Source organism: Peptostreptococcus anaerobius VPI 4330 = DSM 2949, from assembly GCF_000381525.1.
Taxonomy (GTDB): domain Bacteria; phylum Bacillota; class Clostridia; order Peptostreptococcales; family Peptostreptococcaceae; genus Peptostreptococcus; species Peptostreptococcus anaerobius.
Genome location: NZ_KB906618.1, coordinates 1 through 17,253, shown reverse-complemented (window position 1 = coordinate 17,253; position 17,253 = coordinate 1). Strand labels below are relative to the sequence as shown.

The following is a 17,253-nucleotide window of genomic DNA, read 5'->3' as shown; positions in this document are numbered from 1 at the left end:
TACAACTATTTTTCAATATTCACATTGTACCTAACTTCCATTTTTTTGATCATGCCCTGACATGATTTAAATATTTCTTCTATTTCAACCAACCTGTATTCATATAGGATATCACATAACTTGATATCATAATTTTGCTTATGGTATACCTCTATTTGTACCCTCCTCTCAATCTCGTCAATGACAGAATCAAGTGACTTGATTCTAGAAAGGTTCTTTGGGTCAATATCTTCGTAATAGTCAAGTATAGACTTGGACTTTCTAGACCTGGATATCTCTAGCAGGCCCAGTCTTGTATAACCATGGACTTTAAATTTTCTCTCATCTACAGAAAGACCTTGATTTATAATATCTATTAGGCTGTCTCTTACTGACTTGTCCTTCATATCTATAAAATCAACAAGTATTATGCCACTTAAATCTCTCATCAGTATCTGCCTTACTATTTCCTTGGCAGCTATCTTGTTGGCCATTGTAACAGTAGTTTCATAGTCACTATAGCCTACAAAACTACCTGTATTGACATCTATTATATTAAGGGCCTCTGTCCTATCAATTATGATATAGGGTCCTTGCTCTGTATCCACCCTCTTAGACAATAATCTCCCTATCCGTGTGTTGATACCATAGGCTTCAAATATATCCGTATTTTTTTTCTTGTCTAGTTTCAACAATAGGTCGCTAGAAATAGTCTTTAAGTATGCCCTCAGGTCCTTATTAAAGTCCTCTTCTATACCATACACACTGTATACTATCCTGTCTATCTCATCAGAAGATCCTTCATCTTGATCTGCACCTATATTATCACCTACATATTCCAGTACCATAGATTGGGCTGGTCTTAATAGGCCAATCCTCCTATTTTTCTTAAAAGAATCCAAAACATCTTGATAGTCTCTCTCCAATATACCAGCCTCTTTTATCAAATCTTGGTCTAGCATATACTGTGCCCTAGTCCTTACAAGATACTCAGGTGATGGAAGTATAGACCTTATCCTGGACCTTTGGCTTGAATCTTTTATGGACTTTGAAAACACTGGTTTTTTAAGACCACCAATATAAACAAGTCCCCTTCCAGTCAAGGATATCTCGAGGTCTAGGCTAAGTCTCTTGTTTTCCTTGTCAGACTTTTTGACTTGGACCAAGACCCTGTCACCAACCTTTAGTGTGCTACTTTGTCCAAGCTTTAGGTAGCCAGATATATCTGAACCTATATCTACAAAGCAGGCCTCCATGCCCGGAAGCACCCTTTCTACCCTTCCAGCATATATGTCCTTGATCCTGACAAAAGCATCATTTTTCTCTATTACTAGGTCTACTAGGTCACCATCATCCATAACTGCCAACTTCCTAGAATTGACGAAATCCTCTATATAGTATCTCTTCATGGCCTACTCCATAGGCTTGACTAAGCTTGAGCCAATATACATATACAGGTCATTTCTTATGATATCTACGTCCAAATAATCGAGCTCAATGTCCAAGTAAGCCAAAATACATGGTAAAAACACATTTGTATTTAAATTTTGCTTAGAACCCGTTGCAAGTAGGGCCCCTATATGGAGTCTCCCCTCTATTATATCTATTGGATATAACTTTTGAATCATTGGTCTTATATCCACCTCGACTAGTTGCTTCTTCTTATTTTTCTTTGTAACTAGGATCTCTTCTTGGTTTAAGAAGTAATCAAGCTTATCTTTTAAACATTCGAGACTATAGTCTCTTAAGTTATCCACATAGAACTCATAGTCACCATACTCTATATTTGATGCCAATGCCCTCTCAGACCCGTCTCTTCTCAGGCATTTGACAAACTTTATCCCCTCTGGTAACTGAGCATTTATACTAGTCATCAATTCTTCTTCTGATATGTCGTTTTCTATATCTATATCCACATATTCTCCGTAACTTTCAACACCTAGGGCCAAGGCATTACCATAGCTCATCTTTGGATGTGGATTATAACCCTGTGAGTATGATAAACTTATTCCAGCCCTTCTAAAAGCCCTCTGAAACAAGGACTGAACATCTAGGTGGGATATGTAGATCATGTCTTTTATCTTTATATATTTTACTCTCATTGTGATTGACATTAACATAGCCCCCTTCCTATATCATTTGTATTTACTCCACAACCCCTACAGCCATGCCTGCAGTCAGCTGTAATCGTGTTCTTTTTAGCAAGTTCATTTTCTCTTATCAAAAATTCCTTACTTACACCTACATCTATGTGGTCCCATGGGAATATCTCATCGTAGTCCCTATCCCTATAAGCATAAAAATATGGGTCTAATCCTGCTACCTCCATGGACTCTAGCCACCTATCAAGGCTAAAGTGCTGGCCCCATCCGTCAAACTTGGCCCCCCTCTTGAAGACTTCATATAATACCTGAGATAATCTCCTATCACCCCTGGCAAATACTGCCTCCATAAGGCTAGTTGGCGAATCGTGGTAGTTGTATTTTATATTGCCGTGTCTTAGGACTGATACAAGGTGTTTTTGCTTATCCCTTATCATCTGCTGGTTGTCCTGTGGGTGCCACTGGAATGGTGTAAATGGTTTAGGTACAAAGGTAGATGTAGATACTGTAACATTGAATTTACCCCTGATTCCACCATTAATTTCCTTGTATATATTTATTACCTCATAGGCAAGGTCTCTTATACCGTCAAGATCTTCGTATGTTTCTGTAGGAAGTCCTATCATAAAGTATAGTTTTACAGACTTCCAACCCATTTCAAAGGCACGTGATACAGCATTTCTTAGGTCTTGTTCCGTTACTCCCTTGTTTATTACATCTCTCATCCTCTGGCTACCTGCCTCTGGTGCAAAGGTGAGACCAGTCTTTCTAACCTGCTGGACCTTATCAGCAAGATCCATAGAGAAATTGTCTAACCTAAGAGAAGGCAGGGAAACTCCTATATTTTGGTCAGCGTACTCTTCTACCAAGTATTCTGCAATCTCACTTATATGCGAGTAGTCACTTGTGCTAAGAGAAGACAGGGATATTTCATCATAGCCGGTATTCTTGACCATATTATCCACTATTGACTTTAGTCTATCTAGAGACTTTTCTCTGATAGGCCTGTAAATCATACCCGCCTGACAGAACCTACACCCCCTAGTGCAGCCCCTAAATAGTTCTAGGACTATCCTATCGTGTATTGTCTCAATAAAGGGAACTATGACCTTTTCAGGATATTCCACAAGATCCATATTCTCAATTATCCTCTTTCTAGGTCTGTCAGGAGCCTTGTCGTACAACTTTTTTAGTTCTCTTACCCTACCATCTTCATAGTAGTCAAACTCGTAAAATGAAGGTATATAGACACCATCAATTTCTACGATTTCCTTAAAAAAGTCCTCTCTTGTAAGCCCTCTCTCATAAGGGTCTGTAAGCATCCATTTTTTATAGGCTCTGACTACCTCCCTATTTAACTCTTCTCCTTCTCCAAGGACTACTATGTCTACAAAATCAGCTATAGGTTCTACATTGTAGGCACATGAACCACCAACCATTATAAAGGGGTCTTCCTTTGATCTGTCCTTCCTAAAGATAGGAATTCCAGCAAGGTCCATCATATTTAGTATATTTGTATAGCACATCTCATACTGTAGGGAAAATGTCACAAAGTCAAAATACCTTATAGACTGCCTAGACTCTAGGGCAAAAAGTTTTATCTTATTTTCTCTCATCATCTCTTCCATGTCTATAGCAGGTGCGTAGACCCTCTCGCAATAGACATCATCATCCAAATTCAAAGAATTATAGAGAATATGACTACCCAAGTGGCTCATACCAACCTCATATATATCTGGAAAGCAATGAGCATACCTTATCATGCCCTCTACATCTGTATTCTTGTGTATGGTATTAAATTCATTACCTAGGTATCTGGCAGGTTTTTCAACCTTTTTAAGTATTTTTTTTATATCGACCTTTTCGTGCTTTAAATAATTATACAAAGTTCTTCTCCTTTTTGAACAAGGGCTAGTATTTTATGAATACAAGCCCATTCTCTTTCTTCTAAGACATATATTTAAGACAATGCCTATATTGGCCATAGATGTAAGCAGAGAACTGCCCCCGTAACTTACAAATGGTAGGGTAACCCCTGTTACTGGCATCAAACCTACTGTCATACCTATATTTTGTATTATCTGGTAGGTAAACATACCTGTTATACCAGCTATAACCAAACTTCCATAGGTATTTTTTGATTTTTTTGCTATCATTAAGAGTCTAGTGATTAGAAGTACAAATAGGACTATAAAAAATAGCATTCCTATCAGGCCAAACTCCTCTCCCACAACTGCAAATATAAAGTCACTGTCCCTAACAGGTAGAAATGACTCTTGGTTTTGAGACCCATTGTAAAGTCCTTTTCCAAATATTCCTCCTGAACCAATAGCTATCATAGACTGCAACACTTGATAGTTACTCATAGCCTCTGGGTTAAAGAAGTTAACTATCCTAATCCTCTGGTGTGGTGCCATCAAAAAATACATAATAGGCGCCAATATAACCATTACTATTACAACATTTCTAAGTATTTTATTGTTAAGTCCTGCCGCATACAGCATGAAGAATATCATAACAGAAAATACTATTGCAGTTCCTAAATCAGGCTGGCTAAGCAGTAGTCCTATAAAGGGAAATGCATAGACGACCAATAGAAACAAAGTCTTTAAATCGTTTATATTTTTCTTATTCTTATCAATTATATAGGCATAGCTCAATATAAAGGTAGTCTTTACTATCTCGGAAGTCTGTAAGTTAAAGCTACCTATACGGATCCATGACCTAGCACCAAACTGGACATCGCCTATACCTGGTATCAAAACTAGTACCAAAAGTGCCAAGCTTATTACATAGAGCTCCTTGTAGTGTTTACCTATGCTGTTATAATCTATCATCATAAAGACAGCTATTATAAGTGTACCCATCACAAAGGCCAGCAACTGCTTATATATTTGGGTAAAGTTCCCCGTCAGATTTGCGTGAGTGGCACTGCTCAGAACTATAAGACCTGAGAAGAAAATCACCAAAACTATTGATATAAGCTTCCAGTCAATATTTCTTAATATTTTAAGTTTTTTCCTGTATTCAAGTTTTTTCATAATTCCCTTCTCTCTTTTAGTCTACACCCTCAAGACCATAGCCATTTGTCCTATCTTCATTATTAGATGAGCCTATATGGTCATTTTCATTTGTCTCTTCTTGATCGTTTTTATTTGACCTATTCTTGTCATTATCGGATTTTTTGTCTGCTTCTTTTTTATCAAGATTAGGTTTTAACTTAAAGTATGATCCTAAGACCTCCCTGATAGGTAGCACTGCATATGAGGAGGATTCTCCCTGTGGTATCATACACGCAACTGCTATTTTAGGATTATCTGCTGGAGCAAATGCAACACACCAAGCGAATGAACCATAGTTTTCCTTAAAACTATCAATATCTTCATTTGTAAGCTTGTGGTTAAGTAGCTTTATAGCCTTTCTTAGATAAAAAGAATTAATCTTGTCTGTATTATCTAATTTGACCCTTACTCCATTTTTAAGCTCTTTTTCATACTTTTCTTTGTCATCTTTACTAGTTTGTGGACTAGCTATCTTTTTCTTTAATTCCTCTATTTTGTTCTTAGTTAATTCCTGTTCTTTCTCTGTCTTAAGTTCTTCATACTTGGCTATTACCTTGTCCTTTTCAACCTTATAAGAAGCCAAATGAGACATCAAGTATGCAAACTCATTGTCAGTTGGAATCTTACCAGTTTTCTCAGCTGTACCTGTCTTAGACGCAACCTTTATAGGGAAGTTTTCAAAAGCCTTCTTGGCTAGACCTTGCTGAGAAACCCTGACCATACCTATTTTCAAGTCTTCTAGATTCTTATCGTTTTTAAAGCTTATCTTGTCTAACCTTCTATTTGCCTCTTCGCCTATCTTGCCATTTGGAGATTCCGACTTATTTACTACATTTACATTTACCAGATATCCACCATTGGCTATTGCAGATACATATCTTGCAATCTGTACGGGATTGTATGCATTCTCACCCTGCCCTATAGACAAGTTAAAGGTATCACCAACACCCCATTTTGCATAATTTATATAAGAGAATACTAGATAATCTGCATCATCTGTTACATATTGAGACTTTACACCTAGTTTTTTTAGCCTGGTTATAGCCTCAGATCTTCCTACAGGTTTGTCTTCATCTATCCAAGATACTATCTCTTCTACCTTGTTCTCAAAAAGGTCATTATTTTTGGTGTAGTCTATTCCTTCAAAATGATCCTTCATTGTCTTTTCTATAGCAAGTTTCATCTGAATTTTTGTCTTTTCTATCTTTTGCTCTTCACTAGGAACCTTACCATTTCTCTGTTCCAACTGGCCTTCAAGCCCCGTCTCTTGGTCTAGACCAAACTTTTTAGCATAGTCTAATATCTTTTTAGCACCCATGCCTAGGTTTAGGTCCTGACCTGTGAGCCAGTTTTTGTCACTACCGATTATATAAAAATACACGTTACAAGACTCTTGTATTGCCTTATACAGGTTTTCAATACCATGGCCTTTTCTGGACTTATGCCATATATAATCGGCAAAGTTCCTATTACCCATTCTTATAACACCCGGATCATTTATAGTATATTCTGGGTTTAGACCTGACTCAAGAGCTGCCATAGCTGTTATCAGCTTAAATGTTGAACCCGGCTGGAAGGCCCCCTGTGTAGCCAAGTTTAATAATGGATTCGGAGCCAACAAGTCATTTTGGTTCTTAGGCAGGTAGTTGTTGTAGTCACTAGCACTTATGCCTTCTGCAAACTTATTAGGATCGTAATTTGGAAAACTTGACATAGCAAGCACATCTCCACTAGAAACATCCATTGCTACTATAGCACCTGATTTAGCTTTTGGCCCTACGTCACCTATACTTATATCTCCGAACTGACTTTTAAATGTTGAACCAGTTCTAGCAGAATTTATAGCTCTTTCTAATGACTCTTCTGCAACTGTTTGTAGCTTTGAATCTATAGTAAGGTAAAGACTGGACCCAGAAACAGGGCTTACAGACTTCATCTCATTGATCACCCTACCTACGCTATCAACCTTTACTTCCTTATATCCATCTTTTCCTTTTAGCTTTTCTTCAAAACTATGCTCTACACCAGAAAGCCCTATATTGCTATCACTGGAGTAACCTTTTGTCAAAAGTTCTTGCTGCTTTGAAGAAGGTATCTTCCCTACATAACCCAATACGTGTGAGGCTAGGTTTTTGTTTGGATATACCCTCTTTTGTTTGACTGCAACAGAAACACCTGACAAGTTCATTGAATTTTCTTCAATCTGGGCAACTGTTTCTTTCTTTATACCTTTTGCCAAGGTCACAGGATTATACTGTGTATATATATTGGACTTTAGTAGGTTTCTTACTATCATTATCTTTCTAGCTTCTCTATCTGATATGGACTTGTCTATCTTGTAATAGGAGTCCCTAATCTTCTTAAAGGCATCTCCAGCCTCTGTCTTTGAGTCTAACTTGTAGCTTTCCAACCAGTCTATCTTGTTCTTATCCTCTGTAAATTGCCATGTAGACACCAATATAGGCGGGTAGTAGCCAAGTGAATTCATCTTGGACTGGAGGTCTACTGGATTTTTTTCCCTATCAGCAAGGGAAAGCAGCCCATTTTTTATCAAAGAGTCCGTAATATAGTAGAAACACTGCTTTGGACTGTAGTTTTTTGGAATTCCATTTTCACTCTTGAATTCCTCTATTTTTTTGTCATAAGTGTACCTATACCTACCAGCCTCTATAAATATAGGAAAGTCATCTTCATACTTTTCCTCGTTTTTTTCCAGTATCCTAACCAGTGAATAGGCTGTCTTGTTTTGGTACTCGTCATTGTCAACACCCTTTTGGTTAAATGAATCGCCTACAATCTGCACGGTAAACTCTGGAGTGTTCCCAGCAAGTACGATACCGTTCCTATCCTTAATCTCACCCCTGGGTGCCTGAACCATTATCCTCTTGTAGGTCTTCTGATTGGCTAGGTCTACATACTGGTCCCCCTCTATTGTAGTCATATAGACTATCTTCACTAATATCAGGGCTAGAATAACAAAAATCACCTTGTTTAAGGTCTTAAGCCTAGACTTTAATAATGTATCTTTGTTCATTTTACCCCCCTAATCTTCTCTCAATTTCTTCAGCCTATCTTCAAATAAAGTATAGGCTACAAAAGCTATTAAAGAATTTAATATTGGAAATACTATAATCATCTTAAGTAGAGCTACAAACAAGGATGGTGGAACAAAAAATATAGCAGACACTACACCATTTAGCAAGGAGTAGCCCGCACTAACTATATACACCAAAAGGCATATGATTTTTTTGTCATCCTTGAATATAGACTTCTCTATGCTGGAAATAAAGTATGATGTCGCAAGGAAAAGAACTCCTGTAACACCTATTATCCCCCCTGAAACCAAATCGCTTATTAAACCTAAAATTCCTCCTAAAACAAGCGAATAGTTCTTATCATAATAAAGTGAAATCAAAATTATGAATACGAGTAGAAAATTTATACTTACACTAGCATTTAAAAAGTTAGTAAGGAAGGTCTCCAATAAAAGGATAACCACTCCTATAATAAATAGCATAATATTTTTCATACTGGCCTCCTATTCTGTCCTTCTTGGAGGAATTATACTTACGTCATTTAGTTTTTTAAAATCAACATTAGGCCTTACCTTTATTATCTTCATGGACTTATTTTTATCATAATTCACACTAGTTATCTTTCCAATAGGTATGTTCTCAGGATAAAGACCAACTCCAGATGTAACTATCAAGTCTCCTGTCTTGATTTTTGATTTTGAATCGAACATATATCCCCTCAAAAGCTTGTCAACATCCGTAAAATCTGCATTACCAACCATTGAAGATGTTGTGATAACACCATTTTTGTCACTTTCTCCAGGTACCTTAAAGCTAACAGATGCCCTGGAATCAACCAGACTTATAGACTTAGAATACCTATTACTCACACTATAGACAATGCCCACTACACCCTTGTCATTTATAACAATACTATTTTTTGAAACACCTGCATCCGAACCAGCATCTATTATAAAAGACTTGTACCAGTCTCCATCATTCTTACCTATAATACTTGCAGATACCAATTCATTTCTAGAGTCACTACTGACATAGTTAAGGGATTTTTTGAGTCTATCTAGAGATTCCATCTTTTCTCCATCTCCCTTTAGATCAATAATCTCCTTCTTTAGCTTGTCGTTTTGGGCCTCTACTTCCTTCAACTTGCGTGAATTATGCCTAAAGTATATAATATCGCTAACAAATCCCTGACCAAAATCAAGGACCCTATTAATGTGCTTGCCAAATCCATAGAAAAATTGGTGTATTCCACTATTTTCTATCTGATCAACTCTTCCGCCATTTGAAAATGAAATGGCTGTAACACCAAGAACTACTACTATGACAATAGTAGACAATAGTCCCTTAGTTGTTAGCTTCCTTCTTTCATTTTTACTTAACTTCAACTATACCACCAACTAACTCTCTTGATTCATCATTACTATGCTATGGAATATGTCTTCATTTTCCACTGCTGCCCCTGCTCCAAGTGCAACCGCCATAAGTGGATTTTCAGCTACCTTGACATCAAGCGAGGTCTCAACATTTATCAGCTTATCAAGACCCCTAAGAAGAGATCCTCCACCTGTTAAAAATATACCCTTGTCCAATATATCAGACGCCAATTCTGGAGGTGTCTGTTCAAGAGTAGTCCTTATAGCTTCTATTACCTCTTCAATCTGAGTTCTCAAGGCTTCCCTAACTTCTGTAGAGCCTATTGTTATAGTTCTAGGCAGGCCTGTCATAATATCCCTACCACTTACGTTCATTTCCATTTCCTTGTCACCTGGATAGGCTGAACCTATTTCAAGCTTAATTATCTCTGCAGTTCTAGTACCTATTACAATGTTATATTCTCTTCTAACATAATTTTCTATTGCTGAATTGAACTCGTCCCCACCTATTCTTATTGAATTGGCTGCAACTACCCCACCAAGTGATATAACTGCAATTTCAGAAGTTCCACCACCAATATCCACTATCATATTGCCTTCTGGGTCGTTGACATTTAGTTTTGCTCCTATAGCTGCTGCCATAGGTTCATCTAATATAAATATCTCTCTACCGCCAGACTGCATAGCTGCCTCCTCGATAGCCTTTCTCTCAACCTTTGTTATGCCATAAGGAACACACACTATAATCCTAGGACTTACTAGTCCCTTTGATCCCTTCTGTATAAAATAACTCATCATAGCCTGAGTTGCTTCAAAATCTGATATAACACCCTCTTTAACTGGCTGAATTGCTAAGATGTTCTCTGGCGTCCTTCCCATCATCTCTCTAGCCTCGTTACCTACAGCTAGTATTTCATTATTGTCCTCTCTTATAGCTACTACTGATGGTTCATCCACCACTATTCCCTGACCCTTGATATATACAAGCGTGTTGGCAGTACCAAGATCTATAGCCATATCATTTGTTATAATGTTGTTTACCTTTGTACCGAATAATTTACTAAAGAAACCCATAACATCCTCCTATTTTATAGTTAAGTACTATTTGAATGTGCCTATCTATATATTTTTATCGGTTTCGCTCCAAAATACTTGTCTACTTATAAAATATTGCTATTTTACAAGACCAAAAACTTATATAGATAATACATTTTCTCATACTTGAATTTTATTCTAACATACTATACTAATTTATATTATACGTCAGACATATAGGCGTGTCAACATAAGTAAACCACTTAAAAACTTCCATTTCCTTAGATATCGTCCTCTTCCTTAAGGCTGTAGTAAACCCCTTCTCCTATAATGACGTGATCGAGTACCTCTATGCCCAGTATTTCACCAGATTCTCTCAGCCTCTTGGTCACGTTTATATCCTCTAGTGAAGGATTAGGATTGCCTGATGGATGGTTGTGCATAAGTATTATAGAGTTTGCGCTCTTTTTTATAGCTTCTGTAAATACCTCTCTAGGATGCACAATAGAATAATTAAGACTGCCAATAGATATGTTAATGTCGCTTATTATTTCATTTTTGGTGTTGAGTAATACTACCTTGAATACTTCTTTCTTTAGGTACCTCATCTCTTCCATATAAAAAGAATATATGTCCCATGGGTTTTTGATTTTGTAGTTTTTAGGAATATATCCAGACACCCTAGACCCAAGTTCAAGGGCAGCCTTTATTATGGTAGCCTTTGTAGGTCCTATACCCTCTATCATACACAGGTCTTCTATAGTCATATCTACCAAGCCCCTGATACCCTTATCAGTTTTAGCTAGTATCTTTGTAGATAGACTAATAGCACTGTCATTTCTACTTCCAGTCCTTATCAGTATAGCCAGTAACTCAGAGTTATTTAGGTATTTGACTCCTTTTTTTATCATTTTCTCCACAGGTCTTTCATCATCGTTCATTTCTCTTATCCTTATATTTTTCACAGCGTGTCCTCCAACTTATATATTTTGTAGTTATATAGACACTAAGGATAATTTTTTAAACCAAAATAAGGTCTTATAGGCCATGTGGCTTACACAAGCCATATATACAAGAATCACATATACACGGTTGCATACACAAAATTTTAAAAGCATATAAAAAAGACCCTTAGGAAATCCCAAGGATCTTTTTATTTTATATTAGTTAAGACTAGTTACCCTGTTTTTCATCAGTTGCTTCAACTGTCTTAGCCTCTTCCTTAACCTCTGCTGGCTTAGCTTCTGTCTTAGGAGCTACTGCTTCAGCTGGCTTTGGAGCTGGCTTTGGAGCTGGTTTTTTTCTTTCCTTTGGCTTAATAACCTTAGTAGGACACTTCATTGCACACTTGTTACATTGCTTACACTTGTCATAATCGATCTGTGCTAGCTTGTTTTCAAAGATTATAGCATCGAAAGGACATTCCTTGAAACAGATACCACAACCTATACAACCAACTGAACAATTTTCCTTTACTGCCTTACCAAAGTCATTTGACTTACACTGAACTGTAACAGCCTTGTTAGCTGGCTTACGTTCAATAAGCCCCTTAGGACATATATCGATACACTTACCACAGTTAACGCACTTTTCTTCGTCAACTACAGCAACTCCATCTATAACGTGGATAGCATCGAACTTACAAACCTGTACACAAGTTCCAAGACCTAAACATCCATAAGAACATCCCTTAGGACCTCCTATAAGAGATGCTGCAGCCCTACAATCCTGTATACCACTATATTCATATTTATTCTTAGTAGCTTCACATGTGCCCTTACATCTTACATTAGCAACTAACTTTTCTCCTGAACCGGCATCAACACCCATTATTGCTGCAACTTTTTCTGCAACGCCTGCTCCACCAACTGGACAGCCATTAACTGGTGCTTCTCCCTTAGCTATAGCAGCTGCAAGACCTCCACAACCTGGGAATCCACAACCACCACAGTTTGCTCCTGGCAATACTTCTAATACTTCAGCTTCTTTTGGGTCTACTTCTACAGCAAACTTCTTTGAAGCGAAATCAAGGATCATACCAAAGATCAAACCAAGTACACCTAGTACTACTACCGCATATACAATTAGCATTCTCTAGTACCCCCCTTATAATTTAATTAAACCTGTGAATCCTAGAAAGGCTATTGACATTAGACTCGCAGAAATCAATGTTATTGGGAATCCCTCAAAAGCTTCCTGTATGTCTGCCAATTCAAGTCTTTCTCTGATACCTGCAAATATTACTATTGAAAGTGTGAAGCCAATACCAGCTCCCACACCGTTTATTAGAGTTTCAATTAGATTGTAACCCTTTGTTATATTAACAATAGCAATACCTAACACGGCACAGTTTGTTGTGATAAGAGGAAGGTAAACACCAAGCGCCTGGTAAAGCGATGGAGATGACTTCTTTATTACCATTTCAACGAACTGAACTATAGAAGCAATAACAAGTATAAATGCTATTGTCTGTAGGTATCCAATACCAAATTTATCTAAAACCATCTGTATGAAATAAGTTATAACTGATGCAAGCGCTATAACGAATGTAACTGCTACACCCATACCGATAGCTGTATCAGTCTTCTTAGATACACCCAAGAATGGACATATACCCAAGAACTGAGAAGTTATAACATTATTAACAAGTACTATATATAAGAATAATAATATTAATTTCAATCTCTACACCCCTTTACGCTTTTTTCTTTGTCACTTTGTTAAATATCGCCATCAAGAATCCTAGAGTTAAGAAAGCTCCTGGAGGTAATATGAATAACAATGTGTTAAACTGAGCTGGAAGGAATACGAATCCGAAGATGCTTCCTGCTCCTAATATTTCTCTAACTGCACCTAGAGCTGTAAGACCAAGTGTAAAACCAAGACCCATTCCTATACCGTCTACGAATGAATCAACTGGCTTATTCTTACAAGCATAAGCTTCTGCTCTTGCAAGTATCAAACAGTTAACAACTATAAGCGGAATGTAAAGACCAAGTGCGGCATCAAGTGCTGGCATATAAGCCTTTAACATCATCTGTACTATTGTAACGAATGTAGCTATAACTACTACGAAACATGGTATTCTTATCTTATCTGGTACTATCTTTCTAAGAAGTGATATCGCCAAGTTTGAACAAGAAAGTACCACTGCTGTAGACAACCCCATACCTATACCATTTATTGCTGAACTTGTAACGGCTAGTGTTGGACACATACCTATTACCTGAACAAATGTAGGGTTCTCATCGATTATACCGTTTTTTAATATCTTTATTAAATTACTCATCTTATCTCCCCCTATTTGTTTAATGTATCAAATACCTTGATTGCATCGTTAACACCGCTAGTTACTGCCTTAGATGTTATTGTTGCACCAGATATTGCTTTTATTTGGTTATCAGCTGGGTTACCAGCTTTTATAACTTCGATTGGCTTGGCTGCCTTACCCTTGTACTGACCATTGAAAGCTGGATCAGCTGACTTGGCACCTAGACCAGGAGTTTCTGAGTTGTTACCTATTGAAACACCGGAAATCTTTCCATCTTTTGATATACCGATTGTTATTTCGACTTCACCACCGTAACCTGATGGAGCAGCCTTTATTGTATAACCAGCCTTTTCAGAACCGTTACTACCTTCGAATACTTCTCTTACAGTAGCAGCACCTGCTGACTTGTACTGGCCTTCTTCTACCTTTTTGAATTCTTTAGCTTCTGGAAGAACCTGCATTCTTGCTTCGTTGTTGGCCTTCTCATTAAGCTCTGCTATCTTCGGAGCTGTCATCTGGTTTGTACCAGCTAGTAGACCAGCTGCTATTGCTGAGAATGCAAATAATGTTGTTCCTATTTTAACCATACTATTCATTATTTACGCACCTCCCCGAATACTCTGTTGTGTACATACTTGTCTATTAGTGGAACTAGACAGTTTGCAAATAAGATTGAGTAAGATACACCTTCTGGATATCCACCCCATAGTCTGATACAAGTAGCTATCACTGCTGCAATTGCTGCATATATTATCTGACCCTTTTTAGTCATTGGAGATGTAGTGTAGTCTGTCAACATGAAGAAACCACCAAGTAACAAACCACCTGCAAATGCCTGATAGATTGCAAATTCTGCATTGAATCCGCCAAATATAAATGTAAGTACAACTACTAGACAGATATATGTAGCAGGCATAACATATGATATTATTCCCTTATAGATTAGGTATACTCCACCTAATATTAAAAGCAATGAGCATGTTTCACCTATTGTACCACCTATGTTACCCATGAACATATCAGCTATACTTATGTTTGCTCCATGTATCCTAGTAAGTGCATCTGTTGCACTTCCCATTCCCTCTGCACCTGCTAGCTTTAAGAAGCTTAGAGGAGTTGCAGTAGTAACCGCATCTGGGTTAGCACCTGGCTTTAACCATGTAGTCATAGCTACTGGGAAAGAAGCCAATAAGAAGGCTCTACCTGCAAGAGCTGGGTTAAGGAAGTTGAATCCTATACCACCGAATACCATTTTTACAACTATTATTGAGAATATTGCACCAAATATGCACATCCATATAGGAAGACCTGCAGGCACGTTAAAAGCTAACAATAAACCTGTAACCACTGCTGAATAGTCACCTATTGTTGAAGGCTTCTTTGTTATTTTGCAATATAACCACTCAGAACATACTGCTCCGATTACACAAGCTAATATTGTCACTATACCCTGTACTCTAAAGTAGTATACACCTGCTAGAGTAGCTGGAAGTAATGCAAGTAAAACTTGTTTCATTATGTATGAAGTATCTTGATTTGTCCTAATATGAGGTGAAGAAGATACTATCAATTTATTATTCATCATTTTTCCCCCTAACTATTATTTCTTCTGTGCTGCTTGAGCTTTTCTTCTCTTTGCGCCTATTTCTCTCTTTGCCTGTCTTATAGAAGGAAGTAATAACCTTCTAGCTGGGCAAATGTATGAACATGAACCGCACTCTATACAATCCATAGCCCTATGCTTTTCCGCTTCGTCAAAATTATTCTTTAACGAATATGCACTTATAAATAATGGTTGAAGGAATGCTGGACATACGTCTGTACATCTACCACACTTGATACAGTTCATCTGTTCTGGTGCTACAGCCATTTCTTCTGGCAATATTAGGATACCTGAAGAACCCTTGTTAGTAGATATGTCAGAAGTATACTGTGCAAGACCCATCATAGGACCACCGGCGATTAGCTTAGATGCTGTTACGCCTTCCTTGATTCCACCGCACTGCTCAATTATTTCACTGAACTTTGTTCCAACCTTTGTCATTAAATTCTTAGGTTCCTTTATACAAGGACCTGTTACTGTTGTTATTCTCTCTACTAGAGGCATACCTTCTCTAATAGCGTTTGATATTGCTGCAGCTGTAGCGACGTTACTTACCACTGCTCCAACAGCTATTGGAAGTGCTCCTGATGGAACTTCTCTTCCTGTACATGCATATATAAGCTGTTTTTCAGCACCTTCTGGATACTTAACCTGCATTCCAACTACTTCAATTTCTGGATAAGGTTTAGCAGCTTCAGTCACGTTCTTTAAGGCTTCTGGTTTGTTTGCTTCAATACCTATGAATCCTTTATTGACATCTAATGCCTTTAAAAGCGCTCTTAGACCGTAAACAACTTTTTCTGGATACTCAACCATCAACCTATCATCTGCTGTAAGATAAGGCTCACACTCAGCACCGTTAAGTATAACAAATTCTGCTTTTGAGTCTGGTGGAGGAGATATCTTTACGTGGTTAGGGAATGTTGCACCACCCATACCAACTATACCGGCCTCTTTAATAATTCCTACAATTTCTTCTTTGCTCAATTCTTCAACGTCTTTATTTGGCTTAACGCTCTCATGAAGAGTTTCTTGAAAATCGTTTTCAATTATGACGCACATAGCTGTCCCACCAGGAACACCACATGGCTCAATTGCCTTTACAACTCCAGAAACTGAAGAGTGAATGTTAGAAGATACAAAGCCTTGGGCTTCACCAATTTTCTGTCCAAGTTTAACTTCATCACCAACTGCTACAATACACTTTGCAGGTGCACCGATATGCTGTTGAAGAGGGATATAAACTTTAGCAGGCGCTGCTGCTTTCTCAATTGGTTTTTTGTTAGCGTACTCTTTTCCATACGGAGGATGTATACCTCCCTTAAAAGTTAAGAGCTTCATTTTGTTACCCCCTATTCTTAACTAATACTAAATTTATACAATACTAGTATACAACATTTGTATCAATAAATCTATAAAATTTTTATCATATTTGTTTATCAGAATATATATTTTTCACTTTATGTTTAATAGTATAATCGAGTAGGGAGGACTTTCTCCTCCCTCTCACACCACCGTACGTGCCGTTCGGCATACGGCGGTTCAATTCATGTAATAATCTAAACAACTAATGAGTCCTCGCTTTGCGAGGATTTCTTTTGTTATCTTGCGAAGTCCGGCTGTTTTTGCTACCGCCTGATAATGGTCTGCAAATCCTACGGATTGTCTTGCCATCCATTCGGGTACGCCAAGTTTCTTTAACCCCCACATCCTTTTCTCACTGGTTTTCCACTGTTTCCAGATGACTATTCTCATACGGTTTCGAAGATGTTCGTCTATTTTTGTCATATTTT

The 17,253-nt window shown here is 37.6% G+C and carries 16 protein-coding genes; all 16 read right to left on the bottom strand.

Translation table 11 applies throughout. From position 1 onward, the window contains the following. Positions 1-5: 5 nt before the first annotated feature. Entirely contained in the window at positions 6-1,388 is a 1,383-nt protein-coding gene (locus F823_RS0105370) for a ribonuclease E/G (protein ID WP_002846130.1), read from the bottom strand. Between the two features lie 3 nt (positions 1,389-1,391). Then, entirely contained in the window at positions 1,392-2,093 is a 702-nt protein-coding gene (locus tag F823_RS0105365) for a TIGR03936 family radical SAM-associated protein (RefSeq protein WP_002844589.1), read from the bottom strand. Next, positions 2,093-3,967, bottom strand: a complete 1,875-nt coding sequence (locus F823_RS0105360) for a TIGR03960 family B12-binding radical SAM protein (RefSeq protein WP_002844592.1) — start codon at positions 3,965-3,967, stop codon at positions 2,093-2,095. The genes F823_RS0105365 and F823_RS0105360 overlap by 1 nt, the downstream gene beginning before the upstream one ends. Before the next feature lie 33 nt (positions 3,968-4,000). Further along, a complete protein-coding gene (gene rodA, locus F823_RS0105355; protein ID WP_002846132.1) occupies positions 4,001-5,122 on the bottom strand; it encodes a rod shape-determining protein RodA in 1,122 nt (373 codons plus the stop codon). A 16-nt stretch (positions 5,123-5,138) separates the two neighbouring features. Further along, positions 5,139-8,177, bottom strand: a complete 3,039-nt coding sequence (locus F823_RS0105350; RefSeq protein WP_002844613.1) for a penicillin-binding transpeptidase domain-containing protein — start codon at positions 8,175-8,177, stop codon at positions 5,139-5,141. 9 nt (positions 8,178-8,186) lie between these two features. Then, complete coding sequence (gene mreD, locus F823_RS0105345; protein ID WP_002844586.1) at positions 8,187-8,672, bottom strand: rod shape-determining protein MreD; 486 nt, start codon at positions 8,670-8,672, stop codon at positions 8,187-8,189. Between the two features lie 9 nt (positions 8,673-8,681). Beyond that, on the bottom strand, positions 8,682-9,563 hold the full coding sequence (mreC, locus tag F823_RS0105340; RefSeq protein ID WP_002846135.1) for a rod shape-determining protein MreC: 882 nt from the start codon (positions 9,561-9,563) through the stop codon (positions 8,682-8,684). Between the two features lie 12 nt (positions 9,564-9,575). Next, the gene (locus F823_RS0105335) at positions 9,576-10,625 is read right to left on the bottom strand and encodes a rod shape-determining protein (RefSeq protein ID WP_002844587.1); all 1,050 of its coding nucleotides are present in this window, start codon (positions 10,623-10,625) and stop codon (positions 9,576-9,578) included. 242 nt (positions 10,626-10,867) lie between these two features. After that, positions 10,868-11,527, bottom strand: a complete 660-nt coding sequence (gene radC / locus F823_RS0105330; protein WP_002846136.1) for a RadC family protein — start codon at positions 11,525-11,527, stop codon at positions 10,868-10,870. 232 nt (positions 11,528-11,759) lie between these two features. After that, positions 11,760-12,677, bottom strand: a complete 918-nt coding sequence (gene rnfB, locus F823_RS0105325) for an RnfABCDGE type electron transport complex subunit B (RefSeq protein ID WP_019595463.1) — start codon at positions 12,675-12,677, stop codon at positions 11,760-11,762. A gap of 15 nt (positions 12,678-12,692) precedes the next feature. Beyond that, a complete protein-coding gene (gene rsxA, locus F823_RS0105320) occupies positions 12,693-13,268 on the bottom strand; it encodes an electron transport complex subunit RsxA (protein ID WP_002844590.1) in 576 nt (191 codons plus the stop codon). 13 nt (positions 13,269-13,281) lie between these two features. Then, entirely contained in the window at positions 13,282-13,875 is a 594-nt protein-coding gene (rsxE, locus tag F823_RS0105315) for an electron transport complex subunit RsxE (protein ID WP_002844610.1), read from the bottom strand. Positions 13,876-13,886: 11 nt separating this feature from the next. Continuing rightward, positions 13,887-14,453: an RnfABCDGE type electron transport complex subunit G gene (locus F823_RS0105310; protein WP_002846141.1), complete on the bottom strand. Its 567-nt coding sequence runs from the start codon at positions 14,451-14,453 to the stop codon at positions 13,887-13,889. After that, positions 14,453-15,439 (bottom strand): RnfABCDGE type electron transport complex subunit D, encoded by a 987-nt coding sequence (locus tag F823_RS0105305; RefSeq protein WP_019595462.1) that lies wholly within the window; start codon positions 15,437-15,439, stop codon positions 14,453-14,455. Before F823_RS0105305 ends, F823_RS0105310 begins: the two co-directional genes overlap by 1 nt. Positions 15,440-15,457: 18 nt before the next feature. After that, a complete protein-coding gene (gene rsxC / locus F823_RS0105300) occupies positions 15,458-16,801 on the bottom strand; it encodes an electron transport complex subunit RsxC (protein ID WP_002846142.1) in 1,344 nt (447 codons plus the stop codon). A gap of 201 nt (positions 16,802-17,002) precedes the next feature. Next, positions 17,003-17,253: hypothetical protein (locus tag F823_RS0105295; protein WP_019595461.1), on the bottom strand; the 251-nt coding region annotated here is incomplete at its 5' end.

What these genes read in the sequence shown, in the direction of transcription:
- F823_RS0105370 (WP_002846130.1), bottom strand. Translation starts at nt 1,388, where the DNA reads ATGAAGAGATACTATATAGAGGATTTCGTCAATTCTAGGAAGTTGGCA.
- F823_RS0105365 (WP_002844589.1), bottom strand. Translation starts at nt 2,093, where the DNA reads ATGTCAATCACAATGAGAGTAAAATATATAAAGATAAAAGACATGATC.
- rodA (WP_002846132.1), bottom strand. Translation starts at nt 5,122, where the DNA reads ATGAAAAAACTTGAATACAGGAAAAAACTTAAAATATTAAGAAATATT.
- F823_RS0105350 (WP_002844613.1), bottom strand. Translation starts at nt 8,177, where the DNA reads ATGAACAAAGATACATTATTAAAGTCTAGGCTTAAGACCTTAAACAAG.
- mreD (WP_002844586.1), bottom strand. Translation starts at nt 8,672, where the DNA reads ATGAAAAATATTATGCTATTTATTATAGGAGTGGTTATCCTTTTATTG.
- F823_RS0105335 (WP_002844587.1), bottom strand. Translation starts at nt 10,625, where the DNA reads ATGGGTTTCTTTAGTAAATTATTCGGTACAAAGGTAAACAACATTATA.
- radC (WP_002846136.1), bottom strand. Translation starts at nt 11,527, where the DNA reads ATGAACGATGATGAAAGACCTGTGGAGAAAATGATAAAAAAAGGAGTC.
- rnfB (WP_019595463.1), bottom strand. Translation starts at nt 12,677, where the DNA reads ATGCTAATTGTATATGCGGTAGTAGTACTAGGTGTACTTGGTTTGATC.
- rsxE (WP_002844610.1), bottom strand. Translation starts at nt 13,875, where the DNA reads ATGAGTAATTTAATAAAGATATTAAAAAACGGTATAATCGATGAGAAC.
- F823_RS0105310 (WP_002846141.1), bottom strand. Translation starts at nt 14,453, where the DNA reads ATGAATAGTATGGTTAAAATAGGAACAACATTATTTGCATTCTCAGCA.
- F823_RS0105305 (WP_019595462.1), bottom strand. Translation starts at nt 15,439, where the DNA reads ATGAATAATAAATTGATAGTATCTTCTTCACCTCATATTAGGACAAAT.
- rsxC (WP_002846142.1), bottom strand. Translation starts at nt 16,801, where the DNA reads ATGAAGCTCTTAACTTTTAAGGGAGGTATACATCCTCCGTATGGAAAA.